The 19336-nt window shown below is 40.3% G+C and carries 14 protein-coding genes, 1 other RNA gene and 1 pseudogene; 1 reads left to right on the top strand and 15 read right to left on the bottom strand.

Going from position 1 to position 19336, the window contains the following annotated elements:
* Positions 1–18: 18 nt before the first annotated feature.
* A complete protein-coding gene (locus tag T356_RS0100520) occupies positions 19–588 on the top strand; it encodes a hypothetical protein (RefSeq protein ID WP_026512790.1) in 570 nt (189 codons plus the stop codon).
* Between the two features lie 86 nt (positions 589–674).
* On the opposite strand, the gene T356_RS0100515 is transcribed toward T356_RS0100520, so the two are convergent.
* The 15 genes and pseudogenes from T356_RS0100515 to T356_RS0100450 form a co-directional block, all read right to left on the bottom strand.
* A complete protein-coding gene (locus T356_RS0100515) occupies positions 675–1508 on the bottom strand; it encodes a bifunctional hydroxymethylpyrimidine kinase/phosphomethylpyrimidine kinase (protein WP_035780057.1) in 834 nt (277 codons plus the stop codon).
* A 192-nt stretch (positions 1509–1700) separates the two neighbouring features.
* Positions 1701–3470 carry a methyl-accepting chemotaxis protein gene (locus T356_RS0100510; RefSeq protein ID WP_026512788.1) on the bottom strand — a complete coding sequence of 590 codons (1770 nt, stop codon included), beginning with the start codon at positions 3468–3470 and terminating at the stop codon, positions 1701–1703.
* A 180-nt stretch (positions 3471–3650) separates the two neighbouring features.
* A complete protein-coding gene (gene proB, locus T356_RS0100505) occupies positions 3651–4448 on the bottom strand; it encodes a glutamate 5-kinase (protein ID WP_026512787.1) in 798 nt (265 codons plus the stop codon).
* Between the two features lie 94 nt (positions 4449–4542).
* Positions 4543–6237 carry a glycoside hydrolase family 3 protein gene (locus T356_RS17905; RefSeq protein ID WP_081777698.1) on the bottom strand — a complete coding sequence of 565 codons (1695 nt, stop codon included), beginning with the start codon at positions 6235–6237 and terminating at the stop codon, positions 4543–4545.
* A gap of 99 nt (positions 6238–6336) precedes the next feature.
* Positions 6337–6692: a transfer-messenger RNA gene (gene ssrA, locus T356_RS20700) on the bottom strand.
* 82 nt (positions 6693–6774) lie between these two features.
* Positions 6775–7242, bottom strand: a complete 468-nt coding sequence (gene smpB / locus T356_RS0100495) for an SsrA-binding protein SmpB (RefSeq protein ID WP_026512786.1) — start codon at positions 7240–7242, stop codon at positions 6775–6777.
* 459 nt (positions 7243–7701) lie between these two features.
* A pseudogene (rnr, locus tag T356_RS17900) lies at positions 7702–9765 on the bottom strand (ribonuclease R); the annotation flags it as partial.
* Between the two features lie 28 nt (positions 9766–9793).
* Positions 9794–10036, bottom strand: a complete 243-nt coding sequence (gene secG, locus T356_RS0100485; protein WP_026512785.1) for a preprotein translocase subunit SecG — start codon at positions 10034–10036, stop codon at positions 9794–9796.
* A 100-nt stretch (positions 10037–10136) separates the two neighbouring features.
* Positions 10137–11684, bottom strand: coding sequence for a 2,3-bisphosphoglycerate-independent phosphoglycerate mutase (gene gpmI, locus T356_RS0100480; protein WP_026512784.1), 1548 nt, complete (start codon positions 11682–11684; stop codon positions 10137–10139).
* Between the two features lie 146 nt (positions 11685–11830).
* Complete coding sequence (locus T356_RS0100475; RefSeq protein WP_026512783.1) at positions 11831–13579, bottom strand: DUF4153 domain-containing protein; 1749 nt, start codon at positions 13577–13579, stop codon at positions 11831–11833.
* A 21-nt stretch (positions 13580–13600) separates the two neighbouring features.
* On the bottom strand, positions 13601–14773 hold the full coding sequence (locus T356_RS17895; RefSeq protein WP_051563069.1) for a cation diffusion facilitator family transporter: 1173 nt from the start codon (positions 14771–14773) through the stop codon (positions 13601–13603).
* 31 nt (positions 14774–14804) lie between these two features.
* Positions 14805–15494 carry a thiamine diphosphokinase gene (locus T356_RS17890; RefSeq protein ID WP_197020861.1) on the bottom strand — a complete coding sequence of 230 codons (690 nt, stop codon included), beginning with the start codon at positions 15492–15494 and terminating at the stop codon, positions 14805–14807.
* On the bottom strand, positions 15494–16876 hold the full coding sequence (locus tag T356_RS0100460) for a tetratricopeptide repeat protein (RefSeq protein ID WP_026512782.1): 1383 nt from the start codon (positions 16874–16876) through the stop codon (positions 15494–15496). Before T356_RS0100460 ends, T356_RS17890 begins: the two co-directional genes overlap by 1 nt.
* 362 nt (positions 16877–17238) lie before the next feature.
* Entirely contained in the window at positions 17239–18081 is an 843-nt protein-coding gene (locus T356_RS0100455; protein ID WP_035780052.1) for an HAD-IIA family hydrolase, read from the bottom strand.
* Positions 18082–18095: 14 nt separating this feature from the next.
* Positions 18096–19313 carry an ion transporter gene (locus T356_RS0100450; protein ID WP_051563046.1) on the bottom strand — a complete coding sequence of 406 codons (1218 nt, stop codon included), beginning with the start codon at positions 19311–19313 and terminating at the stop codon, positions 18096–18098.
* Positions 19314–19336: the final 23 nt, after the last annotated feature.

Genomic DNA, 19336 nt, shown 5'->3' with positions numbered 1-19336 from the left:
TGCGTAAAGGAGATAAAAATGGAATTTAAACAGGAGTTAGAAACAGGCACTTTCAAGATGGTCGGCGCCACAGAAACAACATTGAAACTCAAAGAGGTTGCCGAAAAGTGCAGACTTGTCAGAACAGACAACGGGGTTAAAGTAGAGCTTGCATACACAGGTCCTAACGCCGGCAAATACATGCAATACATAGAAAAGCATAAGGAAGAACTCACTAAGTATCTTATGAACCCCGATGAAACCGATCTTTATGAATGGATGGAAGCTTCACATCAGACCGCTATCACTCTCAAAAAACACGAAAAAGAAAAGCTTCTTTTATATGTAAATTTTGATCCGACTACAAGAATCATGTTAACAGGAATTGCCGATGAAAACGTAACTCTTAAGCTCGGCGCTCCTCTCATGGAAATAAACATAGACGAACTTACAAGAGATGAGTTCAAGCTTACAATCTACAACATGCTTTTACTCGCCGATGAGATTGCTGTTCTCATGGGAAATCTGGATCTTCGCAAGATGTCTAACATCCAGATCGTAAAGACCTATCTCACGGAAATCTATGACAAATACCATGAAAATCCTTGATCAAACCAATAAATGACTTGTTTTGCAAATAAGACAAAAATACGGTGTAAAGAGACAACAACATCTCCTTACACCGTTTTTATTTATCATGATATAAGCATTCCGAGATTTCTCTCAAAAGCAATTCCATCATTTCCGGAACTTCCGATTTTCTCCGTCTCCTCAACGGAAGCACGTATAAAATCTCCCGCAAGCTTTGTTACTGATGCAATATCTTTGCCATTAAGAAGTCCTCCCAAAAGAACTGCCGCAAAAAGATCTCCCGTTCCCGAATAATGTACTCCGTTTGTGTGAGCCTTAATAAGAACACTCTCCAAATCTGTGATCACAAGATTTCCGACTTCATGTTCTTCTTTTAAAGGAATCCCTGTAACAGCAATTATCTGCTTACTGCTTCCACGAACTCTTTTTCCGGCTTCAATAACAAAATCTATAAGTTCTTTTCCTTCAAACTCACGTGGTTTTTCGGGATCGATATCTGCAAGGAGGCATAACTCCGTCATATTGGGAGTGATGATATCGGCTTCTTTCACCATTTTTTTCATTACGCCAAGAAGCCCGTCCGAGAAATTCACATATCTCTTTCCATCATCGCCAAGCACAGGATCGACAAGAATAAGCGTATCCTCTGTCTTAAATGTTTTTATGAATTCAAGCGAATTTTCCGCTTGTGTTTCACTTAGCATAAACCCGGTTATAATGCCGTCGAAATAAATATTCTGTTCCTTATATTTTGCCGTGTATTCCGAAATAACCCCCGTAAGATCTTTGCAGTAATATGATTCAAAGCCTGTCTGACCGCTCAACACTGCAGTCGGCACCGCACATGTTTCAATCCCCATTGCAGGAAAAACCGACAGATCAACCGCAAGTGAGCATCTTCCCAAGCCGGAAAGATCGTTGATTGCTGCTACTCTCATTATGTATCCTCTCTTGTCTGCATATTTTCTTCTGTAATACCCTCTAATGATAACGCCACGCTGGTATCATATAAATATGCAGTTTTGTATAATTATAAAATACCAGTATTGTAATCCATTATTCAAACAATAGAAAGAGCATGACTCGTATCGTTAGCCATGCTCTTAATTCTCCGTATATTATATAACAGATTACAGATTAACAAACTGCTTTGTGCTGTTGGAAAGCTGGTTGGTAACACGATTGTTATTATCCATAGCTTCTCCGATTCCCTGCATCTCACCTACAATCTCGGTCGAGTTAGATGCTGATGTATTGATGGCAACTGTACTCTCCTTAACCGATTCGCTGATTGATGTTACAGAGGATGCCATCTCAGCCATGATATTATTGAGATTATCAGCCTTGGCACTAAACTTGCTAAGAATACCGTCAATAATAGTAGCTGTATTTCCGTACTTCTCACCTATCTCTACAAATGAGTCATAGTCGGAAAGAACTGTTGTATTGATAAAATCAAGAACCTGAAGTGCGTTATCCGAAAGATCCTTAACCGCACCTGTAACGTTCTGGCTGATTGCCTGAATATTTCCGGCTGTCTGTCTGCTGTTCTCAGCAAGGGAACTGATTTCTTCAGCAACAACCGCAAATCCCTTTCCGGCTTCACCGGCTCTTGCAGCCTCTATACTTGCATTAAGTGCAAGGAGGTTAGTCTGTGATGCAATATCGAGAATGACATTTGTAAGTTCGCCAATCTGGTTAACCTGCTCACTCTCTTTAACAGACAGCTCAAGAACTTTACTGAGTTCTTCCATCTTAACACCGGTATTGCTCTTCTTCTGATTAGCTTCTGCACGAACAGCTGAAGCTTCAATCTTGATTCCGGCAGCTGTTTCCTGTCCCTCATATACTTCATCGTTGATGCTCTGAGTCGCACGCTTAACATCTTCAAGCTTCTCAGTCATCTTGTTTGCTGTATGTGAAACGTTATCCATACTTGCAGAAAGCTCTTCAAGAGCGGCAGATGTATTTGTTACGTTATCATTTGCTTTCTGGATCTTCAAAGCCACTTCTTCTTCGGATGTTGAAAGTACGGTTGTACCTTCCTTAACTTCACGCATGATATTCTGAAGTGTCTCAATGAATCTGTTGAATCCTTTCTTGAAATACATAAGCTCGGAATCAACACTTGTCATAATTCTGGAAGTAAGGTCTCCCTGTCCCTTATCAATCTCATCGATAATCCTGTTAACTTCGTTAGAAATTGAACTGATCTTACGAACAATAAGGAAGTAGTTCAAAACAAATGTTGCAATAATACAGATAATAAAGATAACCAATCCGACGATAGACTTGGCAAGTGCCCCGTTTCTCATAGTGATCATCTCATTTATTGAACCGATGGCAATCTGTTCAACAGCTGCGCTAAGACTTGTAAGGTTCTGCTCAACTTCAGCCATATCATCCTTAACCTGATGTTCCATCTTGTCAGCGCACTGAGCGCCCTGTCCTTTTGTAGCAAATGCAAAAGCATCATCAAGATCGATTATATATGTATCAATGCTGGCTTGAAGCTGCTGAGCAATTGAAAGTGCATTCACAGAATACTCGCTTGTATTTGATCCAAGTACAGTCATAAGTCCGGACATTGACTCCTTAAGACTTGCAGTGTTCTGTTCAACATCTACTTTAATCTGGTCTTTGGAATCTTTGCTGGCATAGATATAAACAAAAGGTTGTGAATAAAGATAGTAAACCTTTGAAGATACCTTACCCTCATAATTGTTTGCGCTTGCGATGTAAGTCATAAGTTCCGAAGACATATTAACAGAATTATCAAGCGAATCCATTGTTGTAATCATAACTGCCAGAAAAACGACCGTCATCACAATATTTACAGCAATAACCTGGAATAAAATGGAATGAAACCACTTAACTCCGCTCTTTCTTTTTTGTCCCATAAAAACCTCCAATGATGAAAAAAAACAATGATGTAATAAAGCACAATACTTTACTTAATAATATTATTATTAATTTTTAAAGGCAAGTAAACTTAATATAAATCGTAAATATTTCATATATTTATGCGAATATTTGCCATAAAAAAGATAAAAAAATGCTATTGCGTTTACAATTCATTGTTATTCTTTTGCGACAAAAAGTGTTCCAACTTTCTTTTTTTCAATTATATCATATAGTTTCTCAGGATTTTTTCCATTGGTGACAAGCACGTCAATTCCATGTGATGTCGCAAGTTCAGCAGCCTCTAACTTAGTTATCATCCCGCCGGTTCCTCTGTTGGAACCCGAACCTGATGCAACACTTCTGAGTTCATCGGTAATTTCCTCTACTCTGCTGATAAGCTTAGCATTGGGATCTGTATTCGGATTGCCGTCATAAAGACCATCAATATCCGAAAAGATGATAAGCTTACTCGCGTTACAGAAAATAGCAACAAGAGCAGAAAGCATGTCATTATCGGAGAAGAGCTTCTTTTCAGATTCAATCTCCGCATGGCTTACCGAATCATTTTCATTTACTATTGGAATAATATGATTCTCAAGAAGCGCATCGAATGTGTTCTTAAGATTCTGACTTCTGACAGGATCGCTAAAATCCGCATTATCAAGCAATATCTGCCCGACCATCCTGTTATATTCGCCAAAGAATTTATCATAAAGATGCATGAGCTCGGTCTGTCCAACTGCAGCCGCAGCCTGCTTAAGTCTGATCTCTTTAGGTTTCTGTGCAAGTCGCATCTTACCGGCGCCGACAGCGATTGCTCCCGAAGATACAAGTACAAGATCGTATCCAAGATTCTCTACGCCGGAAAGCGCTCTGCACAGATGATCAAGTGAACGAATATCAACATTTCCGCTGTCATTCGTTATCGTAGATGTTCCAACTTTTACTACTATTCTCTTTTTACTAACGCTCATCTCAATTCCTTCTTCTCTCTATCAGAATAAATTGATTTTATATGGACGTAGTTAATTAGTCAAGAATACTAAATTAAGTTGGGCACTTAGTAATTTAGTTATTTTTTTGAATAAACAATTTATATATCGCCGCGATCACGTTGATTCCCGGCCCATAGGAAGCTACAAGCGCGTCTGAATTATTATAGTTTGCAAGGTCATACGGAAGATTCGTACTGAGCACCAGGCTCTTTTTGCCATGCGTCTTTGCTTTGCCGATCAATGCATTTATATTTGCCGTATTTTTAAGCTCCTCACCTGTTGCACAGCTTGAGATGCATATTATTACATCAGCATTTTGAATGGCGGAATCCGCGGATGCATCCACGCCGTTCTCACAGCTTACATAATTGACCGATTTCGCACCGGCCTGTTTGATCCCCGACTTGATTGCAGATAATTCATCTTTCTTAGAATAAAAAATAACTACCTTACTGCTTTTTTCAATCGGACATACTCCGTCATTTTTCGCATACTTAACAGCTGCATTTGTAATCTCCCATTCAACGGCTCTGTGCTGTTTTGAACCGACTACACCCATAGCCTTTTGAGGAGAAGCTTCTCCCGTAAGTTCCAAAAGCCCGTATTTATCCTTAGTCCTAAGAATTCTTGTAACAGATTCATTTAATCGAGTTTCCGGTATCTCTCCGCTTCTTACCTTAGCTGCGAGAGATTCAATATATGTATCAAGTTCCTTCAGATTCTTGGCAGAAGTTAGACCTACCGGCATCAAAAGAATATCCGCCCCTGCATTTATTGCCCTGACAGAAGCATCCAGCTTATCAAAATTAGTTGAGATAGCATCCATCTCCATAGAATCTGTAATGATAAGCCCCTGATATCCAAGCTTTCCTCGTAATATCTCCGTCAGAAACTTCTTAGACAGAGTCGCAGGCAGATAAATCTTTTGCCCTGAAGTCTTGGAAACACTCATCTCTTTTTCTATCTGAGGATACTGAATATGCGCAGTCATTATGAAGTCAGAAGACGTAGCAAGTGAAGCATACGGAACAAGCTCTGTTTTCATCAATTCCTCATAAGTCTTATCAACCTTCGGAAGTCCCGTGTGGCTGTCAACAGCCGTATCGCCGTGTCCCGGAAAATGTTTAAGGCAGGTCATCACTTTCTGACTGTGAAGACCATTTACATATTGAGTGCCAAACTGAACCACCACGCTCGGATCCTCGGAAAAAGATCTGACACCTATTACCGGATTTGCAGGATTACTGTTCACATCGACAACCGGTGCAAAATCAAGATTAAAGCCCTGCGCCGCCAACTCTTCGCCGATAACATTCGCAGCTTTATAAGCATTGAAAGCATCACCCGTAGCGGCAAGTGCCATGTTTCCGGGCATCTGTGTACCTGTCTTCAAACGTGTAACTCTTCCGCCTTCCTGATCCACTGCAACAAACATCCTGGATTTAAAGCCGCCGCTTAGGTGTGCCTTCTGAATATTATTTATCAGTTTTGTTGTCTGAGTCGCATTCTTCGTATTCTGAGAAAAAAGGATCACTCCGCCAAAATCATATTTCTTTAAAGCTAAAGTAATCTCAGAATTCAAAGCCGTCAGATCCTGATCATTCCATGTTCTGAATGAAGGGATGATCATCTGGGACAGCTTCTGCTCTACAGACATTCCCTCAACTATAGATTCTACCGACTCCTTTGCTTCTACATGCCCGACATTATTGCATGCCACTCCCGTTGCCATCACGCACGCTAAAACTATTGATGTTAATCGCCTCATATGATTGCCTTTCTGTTATACCTTTACACAATTTCTTCGTATGATACAAAAATGACACGCAAATTTCTGAAGAATCTCAGTATTTACGTGTCAATTTAACTATGGATTAGACGGGAGTCGAACCCGTGTCCAAAAATTCATCCCCTGTACTTCTACTATCATAGTCAATTATTGCGGGATTCTGCATCCCTGTTCCCTCATGCCTGCAGTAATTGACAACCGTAAGCAATCGGTAGCTTCATGATACGACCACAACCGCAAAGCTTAAGCTGTGTCGTTTCCTACAAGTTTTGACGCCGATTACCGGATATGTAGGTGTACCCGGGTCGACGGGCTGCACTTAGGCAGCGTATGCTAAATTATCGTTAGCGTTTAATTTTAATTTGAGGTTTAACGCACCATCCCGCGGATAGCTTCTCCAGCTTCAAAATCCCTGTCGAAACCTTTACTAACCCTTATTCAATTATATGCAAAGAGCCTTTGGCTCTTATTGCTTATTAAGTATATCGTCTGATAAGCCTTTTTTCAACAGCTTTATCACTTAAATCTCATCTTGAATTCTTTTTCTGCTTCTCTCTGCTGGTCTTTCTTGGCCATGTCGGCACGCTTATCATACAGCTTTTTACCTTTGGCAAGTCCTATCTCTACCTTAACTCTTCCGTTCTTAAAATAAACTTCAAGCGGAACAAGAGTATATCCCTGAACCATCTTCTGCTGATCAAGCTTTCTGATCTCAGTTTTATGCAAAAGAAGCTTCTTAACCCTAAGGGGATCCTTATTAAAGATATTACCCTTCTCGTACGGAGTGATATTCATTCCCATGATAAAAGCTTCGCCTTTATCAATGCTGATCCAGGCTTCTTTTATACTGCACTTTCCCTGACGGATTGACTTAACCTCAGTTCCGAACAGCTCAATACCTGCCTCGTATTTTTCTTCTATAAAATAATCATGATATGCCTTTTTATTATTGGCTACCAGCTTTCTTGCCTTATCTTCTGCCATAATGATTCCTTTTTATTTTCTTCTTTTTCCTTTGCCCTGAGCGCTTCTTGCCGCCTTGCTCGTGGCAGACTTCTTGTATTTATGAACCTTGTAGACCTTGCGGGTGGATTTTTTCTTATCACCCTTATCATCGGACTTTTTTCTACCGGAACGTGAAGTCTTGGCCGAGACACCTCTTCCGGATTTTGAACCTTTCCTGTGCTTTGGCTGTGGCTCTCCTGTCCTGGGATCGGGCTCATATTCATTAATATCTATAAGCTTACCTGCATATTCAACGAGTCTTTTTCTGACTCTCTCTTTTGCGGAATCTTCTAAAGTTTTAAGCTCATCCTCGGAACAGTCTGCATCTTCGTCTTTATTCTCGGCAGCTTCGCTGAGTTTTCTGATCTTCCTTGCTTTATCCTCGGCTATTTTCCTAGCCTTCGGAACAAAGCGATCTCCCATAGGATAAAAATCTTCTTCATCACTACCCGGATCTATCAGCATGAAATCTATTGTCTTGGTAATCCTGTCAGCTCCGAGAACACGGATCATGACCTTCATTCCGAGAGTGTACTCTTTGTGATATCTCTCGCCTACAAGTTTCATCGAAGCTTCATCGTACACATAGAAATCATCTTCCATAGAAGCCGCACGTATCATACCCTCACAGGAATTATCAAGTTCAACAAACATTCCCCACTGGGTAACGCCTGAAATGACACCTTCAAACTTCTCACCTATATGATTCTCCATATACTGGGCTTTTTTGAGCTTTTCGGTCTCACGTTCAGCCTCTTCGGCCCTTCTCTCGGTCTCCGACGAATGTTTTGCAACTTCATCAAGAATCTCCTCGTAGTGAGACGCCTTCGCTTCATTCATCCTGCCGCGAAGATGGTCCTTAATAATTCTATGTATCTGAAGATCGGGATATCTTCTGATAGGAGAAGTAAAATGGCAATAGTAATCAAATGCAAGTCCGAAATGCCCCGTACAATCAGTGCTGTACTTGGCCTGCATCATACTTCTTAAAGTCATTCTGCTTACAACCGCTTCTTCCTTGGTTCCCTCGATTCCCTTTAAGAGCTTCTGGATCTCTTTTGGTCTTACGCCCTCATCCCTCCTGGTTCTGATATGGAAGCCGAAGTTATTTACAAACACAGAAAGAGTAGCGATTTTCTCCGGATCGGGCTGCTCGTGTATACGATAGACAAAAGGACTCTGCATAAAATAAAAATGTTCCGCAACAGTCTGATTTGCCGCAAGCATAAAATCTTCGATAAGCTTTGTCGCAGTATTTCTCTCACGCAAAACTATATCTGTAGGATTCCCGTCAGCATCAAGAAGAATCTTGGACTCAGGAAAATCAAAATCTATAGCGCCTTTCTTCTCGCGCTTTTTTCTAAGGATGCCCGAAAGAACCGCCATATCCTTAAACATCGGAACAAGATCTTTGTACTTGGCAATCTCTTCTTCATCTTCATCTTCAAGAATCTTGGCAACAGATGTATATGACATCCTCTCATTTACATTAATTACAGACTCAACAATATTATGATCTACGATTCCGCCGTTCTTATCAATTGTCATAAGGCAGCTGAGTGCAAGCCTGTCCTCGCCATGATTCAAAGAACATATACCATTTGAGAGCCTGTGAGGAAGCATCGGTATAACCCTGTCAACAAGATAAACACTGGTGCCTCGCTTAAGCGCCTCTCTGTCAAGCGCAGAGCTCTCCTGTACATAATTGGAAACATCGGCTATATGGACTCCCAGGTGATAAAGTCCCTCATCATCTATGTAAAGACTTACCGCATCATCAAGATCCTTGGCATCCTCACCGTCAATAGTCACCATCGTGAGGTCTCTAAGATCCTCTCTGCCATACATATCAGCTTCACTCACAAAGTCAGGACACTTATTGGCCTGATTGATAACTTTCTCGGGAAACTCGTAAGGTATACCGTTATTCTTAACGATAGAAAGAATATCGACACCCGGATCGTTTATATTTCCGATTATCTCAAGGACCTTGCCCTCGGGCTTTTGTCTCTTTGCAATATTGCCGTAGTCCGTCAGTTTAACAAGGACCTTATCACCGGTAACAGCTTTATTATGATGCTCAATGGGGATAAAAATGTCGCTGGCAAACTTGTCACTGTCGGGAATAACAAAGCCGAAGTTCTTCTCAGCCTGGTATGTTCCGACTATCTCTTCAATACCTCTTACGAGAATATTTCTGATGCGTCCTTCTTTTCTCCTGCCTGTCTGCTCTTTAAGGAGCTCAACTTCCACGGTATCGGAATGATAAGCGCCGTGTACATATTCTTCGGGTATAAAAATATCCTCATCCATATCATCAACGCTGACAAAACCGAATCCTCTTGCATTCGATATAAATTTACCTACAACAAGCTCGGCGGATTTCTTCTTGCTTCCGCCGTATACGCTCTCTTCTATTCTTTTAAGCTTTTTCCCCTTGCTCATACTTATGCTCCGCAATATTATGCCAAATAAATTTCTCCGTTTAATGAAATAAGGCACTCTAACCTAATAGAGTGCCCGAAATCCATTAAATAATATTCATGTCAAGAAAGAGACTTAATAAAACAAACAGTACAGAAAGAATAACTGTTACTCTCTTCATAACTCCTTCTGTGGAACGTCCCTTATTCTTGCCCCAGTATGTATTCTCTACTGAACCTTGAATAGCCCCAAGTCCCTGACTCTTGCCTTCCTGAAGAAGAACAAGTACAACCAAAGTGGCACTGATCAATATAAAAATTACACCGAATACGTAATCTAATGTATTCACAAAATAGCCCTCCCAGTACATATTACTGAAATTTACATACTCCGCCAACATGAAACTTCGATACTCGCAGTTAGCGAACAAATATTACTTTATCATATTATCACTTTTTTATCAATAAAGACTTTCCTGTCATTTCCTCAGGCTGCTTCTCTCCCATGCACTCGATAAGTGTAGGAATTATATCTGCAAGGCATCCACCCTCTCTGAGAGTGTACGCAGAATCGTAATTTACAAGGATGAAAGGAACAGGATTTGTTGTATGAGCTGTCCAAGGCTCACCTGTCTCGTAATCGATCATCATATCTGCATTACCATGATCTGCGCAGATGAACATTGTTCCGTTTGTTGCTTTAACAGCTTCAACGATCTTGCCAACGCACTCATCAACTGTCTCGATAGCCTGAACTGCAGCAGGGATAACACCTGTGTGTCCTACCATGTCAGGGTTAGCGAAGTTAGCTACTACAACATCATATTTCTGTGAGTTGATAGCATCAAGAATCTTCTCGCAAACTTCAGGAGCGCTCATCTGAGGCTTAAGGTCATATGTAGGAACATCCTTAGGGCTGTTTACAAGAACTCTGTCTTCGCCCTCGTTAGGCTGCTCAACACCGCCGTTAAAGAAGAATGTTACGTGAGCATACTTCTCTGTCTCAGCGATACGTGCCTGCTTAAGTCCCTTAGCAGCAAGCCACTCACCGAATGTATTTGTAAGAAGAACCTTCTTAAATGCAACTTCTTTGTTAGGAATAAGAGGATCGTAATCTGTGAAGCAAACGTAAGTTACGTCAAGTCTCTTTCCTCTGTTAAACTTATCAAAATCATCATCACAGAAGCAATGTGTGATCTCTCTTGCTCTGTCGGGACGGAAGTTAAAGAAGATGATCGAATCCTTATCCTTAACTGTAGCAACAGGCTCGCCGTTCTTCATGATAACTGTAGGAATAACGAACTCATCTGTCTTGCCATCCTTATATGTCTGAACCATGCACTCATGTGCGCTGTCTGCCTTATTTCCTTCACCCTTTGTAAGAGCGTTGTAAGCAAACTCAACACGGTCATAGTTATTATCTCTGTCCATAGCATAGTAACGGCCTGAAATAGAAGCTATCTGGCCAACACCAAGCTCTTTCATCTTATCTTCAAGCTGCTGAACGAAATCGATTCCGCTCTCCGGAGGAGTATCTCTTCCGTCAAGGAAGCAGTGAACATAAACCTTATCAAGTCCGTTCTTCTTAGCAAGCTCAAGAAGTCCGTAAATATGTGTAATGTGGCTGTGTACACCACCGTCTGAAACAAGTCCGTACATATGAAGAGCTGAGTTATTAGCCTTGCAATTATTGATTGCAGCCATAAGGCCTTCATTTGTAAAGAAATCGCCATCCTCGATAGACTTTGTGATTCTTGTAAGTTCCTGGTAAACGATTCTGCCGGCACCCATATTCATGTGTCCAACCTCTGAGTTACCCATCTGACCATCAGGAAGTCCTACAGCAAGTCCGCTGGCATTTCCCTGTACAAAAGGATACTCCTTCATAAGTGAATCCATAACAGGAGTCTTTGCCATTGCAATAGCATTTCCCTCAGGATTGGGGTTGATTCCGTATCCGTCAAGAATCAAAAGAACTGTTGGCTTTGAACCTTTCATTTATATATTCCTCCATATCTACGCTTAATGCGATTAAAATACTAATAAATTAATTTTTTCCTTGGATAGTATATCTCAAACAACACCAAAATGACAAGATGGGTTATTTTACGTTTTTGAAAAGAAACTAACGAAAAATGCCACTATCATTTAAGCACATATCCATGCAAACTGATCTCATCAATATCACGGTTGTCATCCTTAACCTTTGTACCCTCGATATGTATATATTCAATAATCAGCTTACCGCCTTCATTAAGATCTAAAGGTGCATCTATGATAGCAGCTTTCTTATCATCCTCTCCATACTCATCTAATTTCACCAGTTCAGTAATAATCGCTGTAAGATCAACTGTTCCTATCATCTCATTATTATCATCTCCGTATTCGCCGTCATATACTTCAAACACATAAGAATCATCTTTGCATTCATCACCTGTTTTATAAACATATGCATTATACATTTTCTCATAACTTCCGGAAATATCGACAGACTTCTTTGTATTTCTTGATGCACTAGCGTGAAAGTACTCATTTTTATCATCAGCATCATCGCCCGCAAGTTCGATCATCTTCTCTTTTTGTTCAACGCTAAGTTTTTTATCTATATAATTTTCACCCACAGCTCCGCACGAATACGCGATTGTTCTGTATGCCTCACAAGCTGCATGATACGAAGCAATATCTTCATTTGCAAGATATTTCATAAGTTTCCCTTTATGCGATGCAATAACTGCAGAATATGCATTTATTCCCGGAGCCAAAAGCGAAACACAAGCAACCGCAACGATTATTCCAAACACAACCGACATTGCATTCTTTTCTTTTTTCATGTTGTAAACATACAATACAAAATAAGCAATCTCAAACACAATAGCCGCAATTCCCGCGTATCTTGCGAGCGTAAGACCATATATATGAATCTGTCTTCCAAGACTCAAAATCTCCATAACTATACAAGGGATAAAAAGAAGTGGCATTATCCTGAAAAACTTTCTCAAATTGTCTTCGCATATGCCCTGCGCCATTGTCCAGATAAAAACGCCAAAACAAAAGAGCGTCGTAAGAATGCCAAATACCATATACAACGGGAATTTCCATTTTATGATTGTCTTAACTATATAAGCATAGATAATCAAAAACGCGATTGCCAAAAGCCCTGTGAGAACGTAATTAAGCATAATCTTCCCAAACTTGGAGATTTCATCATCTGTCTTGGAAAGTCCCATAAGAATGCACGGGTACTGAACAACTCCTATAAGAAGCACCCATAATCGCTCATATATGTCAAAATCAACCTCAACTATTAGTGCACTGAATGCGCCTATGATAAGCGTCAGCCCTATGAAGATTACCAAAAATACAAGTTCAGCCTTCATCAAACCACAAAATGCTTTTGCGGTATAGGTCTCAAACGAGCATTCACTCTTTTTAAGAAAAAAGTACAATGATGCACATATTGCCGCTACAACAAAACATGTAGTAAACCTGTACATATATTCAGCAAAAAGATTATATGTCAGATCATCTATACCTATATCATCAAAATATTTAAGCCCCCTAAATGAATACAGCCCCGAAGAAAAAAAGTTCAGAACAGTGCCTACACTCATCACCGAGATATTTATGATCATATTCTTTTTGTCTTTAAAAGAATAATTTGCATCACTCTTTCGTTTATACAGGCGATATGCCTCACACGGAAGAGCACTGAGTGCAAAAATCAAAAAGAACAAGGCAAAAAAATTAATAAAGCACTCAAGAACAAAATCCGGATAATTCCAACTAACTACAATGCTGTAAAAAAACATCGATATAAGCATACTTATAACCGAAACCGGATGTTCTTTTACAATTTCAACAAACCCGTTTTTAATCTTTTTAAGTCCCAACATTTCTCCTCCAATCTGTGCAGATCACAATCGTTCCGTCTTATCAATAGTGATATCGCACTCAATTCCCGGTTCAACGCCCCTTATATGTTGCACCAGATAATCGATTATCTCCGAATCCTTGAGATTGTATTTGTAAGGTACACTCAAATCAAATGCGACTCTTCGCTCTTTATCCTTTGAATGTATCAACCTGAAATCATGTATATCAAGAACAGGATCAAGCTCTCTTACAATGAACTTTACCTTACGCTTAAATTCTTCCGTATCCTCATCACCTATTACAACTGGATCCATATGGATCACAACTTCGCTGCTGTATTTTGTCCTTAGCTCACTCTCGATATCATCGATAAAATCATGTACCGTTATGAGATCGAGCCTCGCATCAACTTCCGCGTGAAGCGACATAAAAAGGCCTGTCGGTCCGTAATTATGTATAACAAGATCGTGAACGCCAAGAACATTCTCATGAGAAATAACCGTCTCCTCAATTTCTTTTACCATCTCCTTGCTCGGAGGTTCTCCAAGAAGCGGATCAATGGTATCTTTAGCCGCCTCAATTCCGGTCTTTACGATAAGTAATCCGACCAGTATTCCGACATAGCCGTCAAGCATTATTCCAGTCCTGCTCGTTATTATCGCACATACAAGTACAACAGAAGTGGTAAAAACATCGGAAATACTGTCAAGTGCGGTATTGTTAAGCGCCGGGCTCTCAATTTTTCCCGCCGCTTCTTTGTTTCCGAAATACATAATGAGCTTTACCAGTATTGCAAAAACAAGAATTCCGGCAACAACCGGACTAAAGCTTATCTCACCGGGGCTAAATATCTTCCCAAAAGAAGTCCTGATAAGTTCGACTCCCATAAGCACTATAAGAAGCGCCACGATAAGCCCCGCAACATATTCAACTCGCCCATGTCCAAAGGGATGTTCCTCGTCAGCTTCATGCCCCGAAAGCTTGAAGCCCACAAGAGTTACAACAGATGAACCGACATCCGACAGATTATTTAAGGCATCCGCCATAATAGAAATGGAACCGGTAATAAATCCCGCAACCATTTTAGAAACAAAAAGAATAATATTAAGAAAAATCCCGACAGCACCGCTTAGTACGCCGTATTGCTGCCTGACTTTAGCATCTTTGACCGACGTATAGTCTTTAATAAAATACTTCGCAAGAAAACAGATCATACAAATATCGAGTACCACAAGCAACAGGCGATCATCTGTCTCCTTCAAAAAAATGAACACAGATCAGAAGTGTTCCATTGCCCACGGATATCTCCGCCTCCTCATCGACAATAAACTCGTTACTGACTCCAAGCGGAAAATCATTTGTAAGAGTGCCCTTATCAAGCGTGTACACAAGCCCCTTCAAAGTGACATCATATGATTTCTCGGTGATTGAAAAAACTGAAAGATACCCCGTATTTCCCCTGTTAAACTTTACAGTCTCATTCTCAGCTATCATGAGCATCTTATCATGCTCCATGATATATCCCGTTCCGCCGTTATGTTTAATATACAACAAAGTCTGTACATTGGCAAAACTGTGGTCAAAACGCGCTCCTCCAAGCACTCCGTAAAGATATATCTTCTTATATCCTTTGGAAAGCGCGATCTTGACAGCTTTTATAGTATCCGTATCATCTTTTCTCACATCAAGGCGCATGACTCTGTCCGGATCAGATTCCTCAATTTCCTTAAGGCTCCTCATCACTCCCGGTCCCAGCTCTGCCATCGAATCAAAATCTCCAACAATAAGATCCGGCAAGATTCCCAGTTGCTCAGCATATGCAAAGCCCGCATCGCAAGCTATAAGATAATCTCCTTCATAAAGTTTGATATCAACCGGAACAAAACTTCCCGCAGAAATGATCACGCATTTAGGTTCTCTTGTGCCACTTTTCACTATGCTCTTATCCTCGACTCTATAGTATCAATATCCATTTCCCACTCATCTGATCCGCCCCAGTCTCCAACGATTGTCTTATCGACTGTACCGTCCTTGTATTCAATCTCAGTCTCAAGCCTGTAATTCATCTTGGCAACCTTTGTCGATCTGCCTGATGTAATATAGCTTCGAAGATATGTGACAGAATACTTTGTATGCGGATAAATATCTTTTCCCACCGCAGCAGGCTCATATGAAATGGCATTTCTCTGCACGCCGTCATCCTCAAAGAAATTCGCCCAAACAGTTATAACTCCGCGCGTTGTAGGATTTTCTTCAAAATTAAGAAATCTGTAGCTCCATGCCCCATCCTTGCAATTAAGGACTATAGCTTCTCTGCTTATCGGCACGTACACCGTGTTCTCTTGCGGTGTCTCACCCTTATTGAGAAAAAGATCCCTTAACTTAATATACTCATCTGAAACAATAAAATTCCTGAGCTCATCTACGTTTCCGACATCAAGCTGTTTAAATATATCATCAAAAATGCCGAGAACTTCTTTAGAATTATCAAGACATGCCTTGATCGACTTAACTTCCTCATTTGTCCCGCCAAGCGCGCTCTCTGCCTTCTTCAACAGTTCTATATACGAATCAACGTCGGATATACTCATGGTAAAAGAATCTTCCCACGGAATAAGATACTCCGTAATCGCTTCTCTGAGCCTTTCATCAGGCGAAGCCTCATATACGGCAACCATCCTGTTTATAAGTTCTTCATACTTTGCAAAAGAGCTGCCGCGCTCATCACTCTTACCCTCAGTCGAAAGTTTTGTCCTAAAAACAGTATCCGCATCACCCGACGCATTCAAACAAAGCCTTGGATATGACTGATACAAAAGTTCTATGGCATCTTTATTTGTCTTATCGCTTTCCAGAACATCAAGAATTGTTGAAACCGTATCAAGGCTGGTCTTCTTGGCATTCATATCTGCCACGGTCTCATTTAAGATAACCGCACGATAATTGGACAAAAGAGCTGCATTATCGGTACGTTCCCATCCCTCATAGAGAACTTTCTTGGCAGATTCCTTATCATCAATACTCAGATACGCATTTGCCATATTTGAATACGCAGAAACAGCACCGGAATCAAGCTCAATAGCCTTGGAATAAGAATCTATCGCAGCTTTATAATCCTCCATGATGCAATTTCTCTTGCCGTCCAATAAAGCTTTATTAACTTGTACAAAAGAGAGATTACTGTAGATCACACATCCTATAATCACTGCACAGATTGAAAAGAAAGCAGTCAGCACTATTTTCCTCATGCGCCTTGCTCTGGCCGCGCGATGTTTTCCGGTTCTCTCATATTCGGCATATCTCTTATTGTAACTCACGACTAAACCTTCGCTTTCAAAACAATTATTTTAAACTATATCATAAAGCTAATTTTTTTCAAATTAATTTTCTATAATATCGATAATCCCCATGAAATATAAGGATTACACGATTAGTTTATATTTAAGCATTAACTTAAAACATGCAACAACATGAACGAAATCTTGCAAAAATTACACATTCGCTTAATAAGCATAGACATAATGGAAAAAATTAAATAAAATCACATTGTGGTTAAAGGTAATCACAACCACTGTTTAAGCTATCCTCAAAGTAAACCCCCACTTTTCTCTCTTTTCTAAAGAGGGCAGAAATCGTAAGATTTCTGCCCTCTTTAACTTTTAAGCAAAGTAATTAAAAATTACTCCGCCAACAATTCACCCATTTCTTTTATTGAAGCAAATACAACATCAGGTTGCACCTCAGATCCCGGAATATCCGATTCTTTTGTTTCCCCTGTAAGGACCAGCACTCCCATCGCACCGTTATTTACTCCGGTCGCAACATCCGTATAAATCCTGTCTCCCACAAATGCTATTTTTTCTGCAGTAACACCCGTAGAAGCAACTATCATCTCTACCGTCTCTTTAAAAGGCTTTCCTACGAATCTTGGTTTAACACCGGTAGAAAGCTCTATCGCCGCGCATATAGCCCCGCAATCGGGTATAAATCCGTCTTTTACGGGACAATTTATATCAAGATGTGTCGCAAGGAAAGTCGCTCCGTTTCGTATATATGTGCAGGCATTTGTAAGCGTCTCATATGTAAGAGTCTTATCAAATCCAACAACCACGATATCCGGTCTCTCACTTCTTTTCCCATCGGAAGAAATACCTTCCTTCGCATCATACAGATTTATACCGGCACTTTCAAAGCTCTTTCGCAGAGGCTTCGTTCCAAGAAGATAAACCGATTCCCCCTTATACTTCGTCTGAAGGAATTTTATCATCACATCTCCCGATGTCATTATCATATCGCTCGTAATATGGCAATTCATGCGTGACAGCTTTTTGATATATTCCTCCGAAGATGTAGACGAATTATTGGTAAAAAAGATATATCTTTTGCCGGCTTTTTTCACAGAATCCAGAAAATCAAGTGAGCCGTCAAGTATATCATTTTCAAGATAAAATGTTCCGTCCATATCAAGTACGAACAGATCCGTAGAATCAAGTATCTTTTTCTTTGTCTCCAAGCTAAACATTACAAAAACCTCTTTTATATATTTTCATTATGCAAATGTTTGTCATACAGTAAGACGACATCATTTGCTTTTATAACAAGTTTTCCGTCAGGAATAATGGCTTTATTATCTCTTCTGACCATAAAGATATAACACTGTCTGGAAATATCAATATCCTTAATCGCCTTATTATTCCACGAATGACCTTCATTTATAACTATCTCTTTAATTGCTACAGGCTGAAGCTCTTTGGTTTTCTCCGCGCATAAAACTATAAGATCGTTGGCACAAAGAGTCGTATCACCGCGCGGAATGATCGTATCGTCATCACGCTGAACAGCAACTATCATAACATCCTTTGGAAGTCCTATATCAGCAATCTTTTTCCCCGTCCACAAATCATCGCTTCCAAGCCAAGCCCTGATAAAGTGAATATTCTCTTCCTCCGCAAATTCGCCTATATCCTTAAGCCTCTGAAACTGCTCAACAAAGCCTGCGGAAATAATACCTGTAGGGATTGCAACCATGCCGACTCCCAAAAAGGCAATGATTATCGCAAAGATCTTACCCATTATCGTGACAGGATAGATATCTCCATAGCCAATAGTAAGAAGCGTTGATGCAGACCACCATATCCCGGAAAAAGCATTTTTGAACATCTCCGGTTGTGCTTCATGTTCAACGCTGTACATGCAAAGGCTCGCCGCCATCATAAGTATCAAAATAATAAAAACAGAAGCCATAAGCTGTTGCTTCTTTCTTTTTATAACTTCTGTAATAACATTCAATTGATCGTAATAGGAATTTATTCTGAACAGTCTGAGTATCCTTGCAACTCTAAAGAGCTTAAATACCGCTGTTCCCGCCGGAAAGAATACCGGAAAGAATACTGAAAGGTAATAGGGCAAAAATGATACCAGATCAATAATACCCGTAAATGACAAAATATATTTTCTGAGCGCTACAGACTCTTTATCCTTGGGATAAAGCTCATTTGATGAAAGGAGCCTTAGGATATAATCAATCGCAAAGAAAAATGTAGTTACAGCCTCAATTCCAAGAAGGAGCACTTTGTAGTGCTCCTCCATGTAATCATATGTAATTGCAAATGCTGAAAAAAGATTCAGAACAAGCGCAGCAATACTCAAAAAATCATAGAATCTATTGATCGGTTCGTCTATCACGCCGACACTGACCATATTAAATATCTTTGCTCTTAAGGTCTTGCTGATCAGAGTTTTTCTGTCTTTCACTGTTCCGCCTCCCTTACGCTCAG

This window comes from Butyrivibrio sp. LB2008 (genome assembly GCF_000621565.1).
Taxonomy (GTDB): Bacteria; Bacillota; Clostridia; order Lachnospirales; family Lachnospiraceae; genus Butyrivibrio.
The sequence above is the reverse complement of the archived record's forward strand: the minus strand, read 5'-3'. Positions and strand labels throughout refer to the sequence as shown.

What these genes read in the sequence shown, in the direction of transcription:
- T356_RS0100520 (WP_026512790.1), top strand. Translation starts at nt 19, where the DNA reads ATGGAATTTAAACAGGAGTTAGAAACAGGCACTTTCAAGATGGTCGGC.
- T356_RS0100515 (WP_035780057.1), bottom strand. Translation starts at nt 1,508, where the DNA reads ATGAGAGTAGCAGCAATCAACGATCTTTCCGGCTTGGGAAGATGCTCA.
- T356_RS0100510 (WP_026512788.1), bottom strand. Translation starts at nt 3,470, where the DNA reads ATGGGACAAAAAAGAAAGAGCGGAGTTAAGTGGTTTCATTCCATTTTA.
- proB (WP_026512787.1), bottom strand. Translation starts at nt 4,448, where the DNA reads ATGAGCGTTAGTAAAAAGAGAATAGTAGTAAAAGTTGGAACATCTACG.
- T356_RS17905 (WP_081777698.1), bottom strand. Translation starts at nt 6,237, where the DNA reads ATGAGGCGATTAACATCAATAGTTTTAGCGTGCGTGATGGCAACGGGA.
- smpB (WP_026512786.1), bottom strand. Translation starts at nt 7,242, where the DNA reads ATGGCAGAAGATAAGGCAAGAAAGCTGGTAGCCAATAATAAAAAGGCA.
- gpmI (WP_026512784.1), bottom strand. Translation starts at nt 11,684, where the DNA reads ATGAAAGGTTCAAAGCCAACAGTTCTTTTGATTCTTGACGGATACGGA.
- T356_RS0100475 (WP_026512783.1), bottom strand. Translation starts at nt 13,579, where the DNA reads ATGTTGGGACTTAAAAAGATTAAAAACGGGTTTGTTGAAATTGTAAAA.
- T356_RS17895 (WP_051563069.1), bottom strand. Translation starts at nt 14,773, where the DNA reads ATGATCTGTTTTCTTGCGAAGTATTTTATTAAAGACTATACGTCGGTC.
- T356_RS0100455 (WP_035780052.1), bottom strand. Translation starts at nt 18,081, where the DNA reads ATGTTTAGCTTGGAGACAAAGAAAAAGATACTTGATTCTACGGATCTG.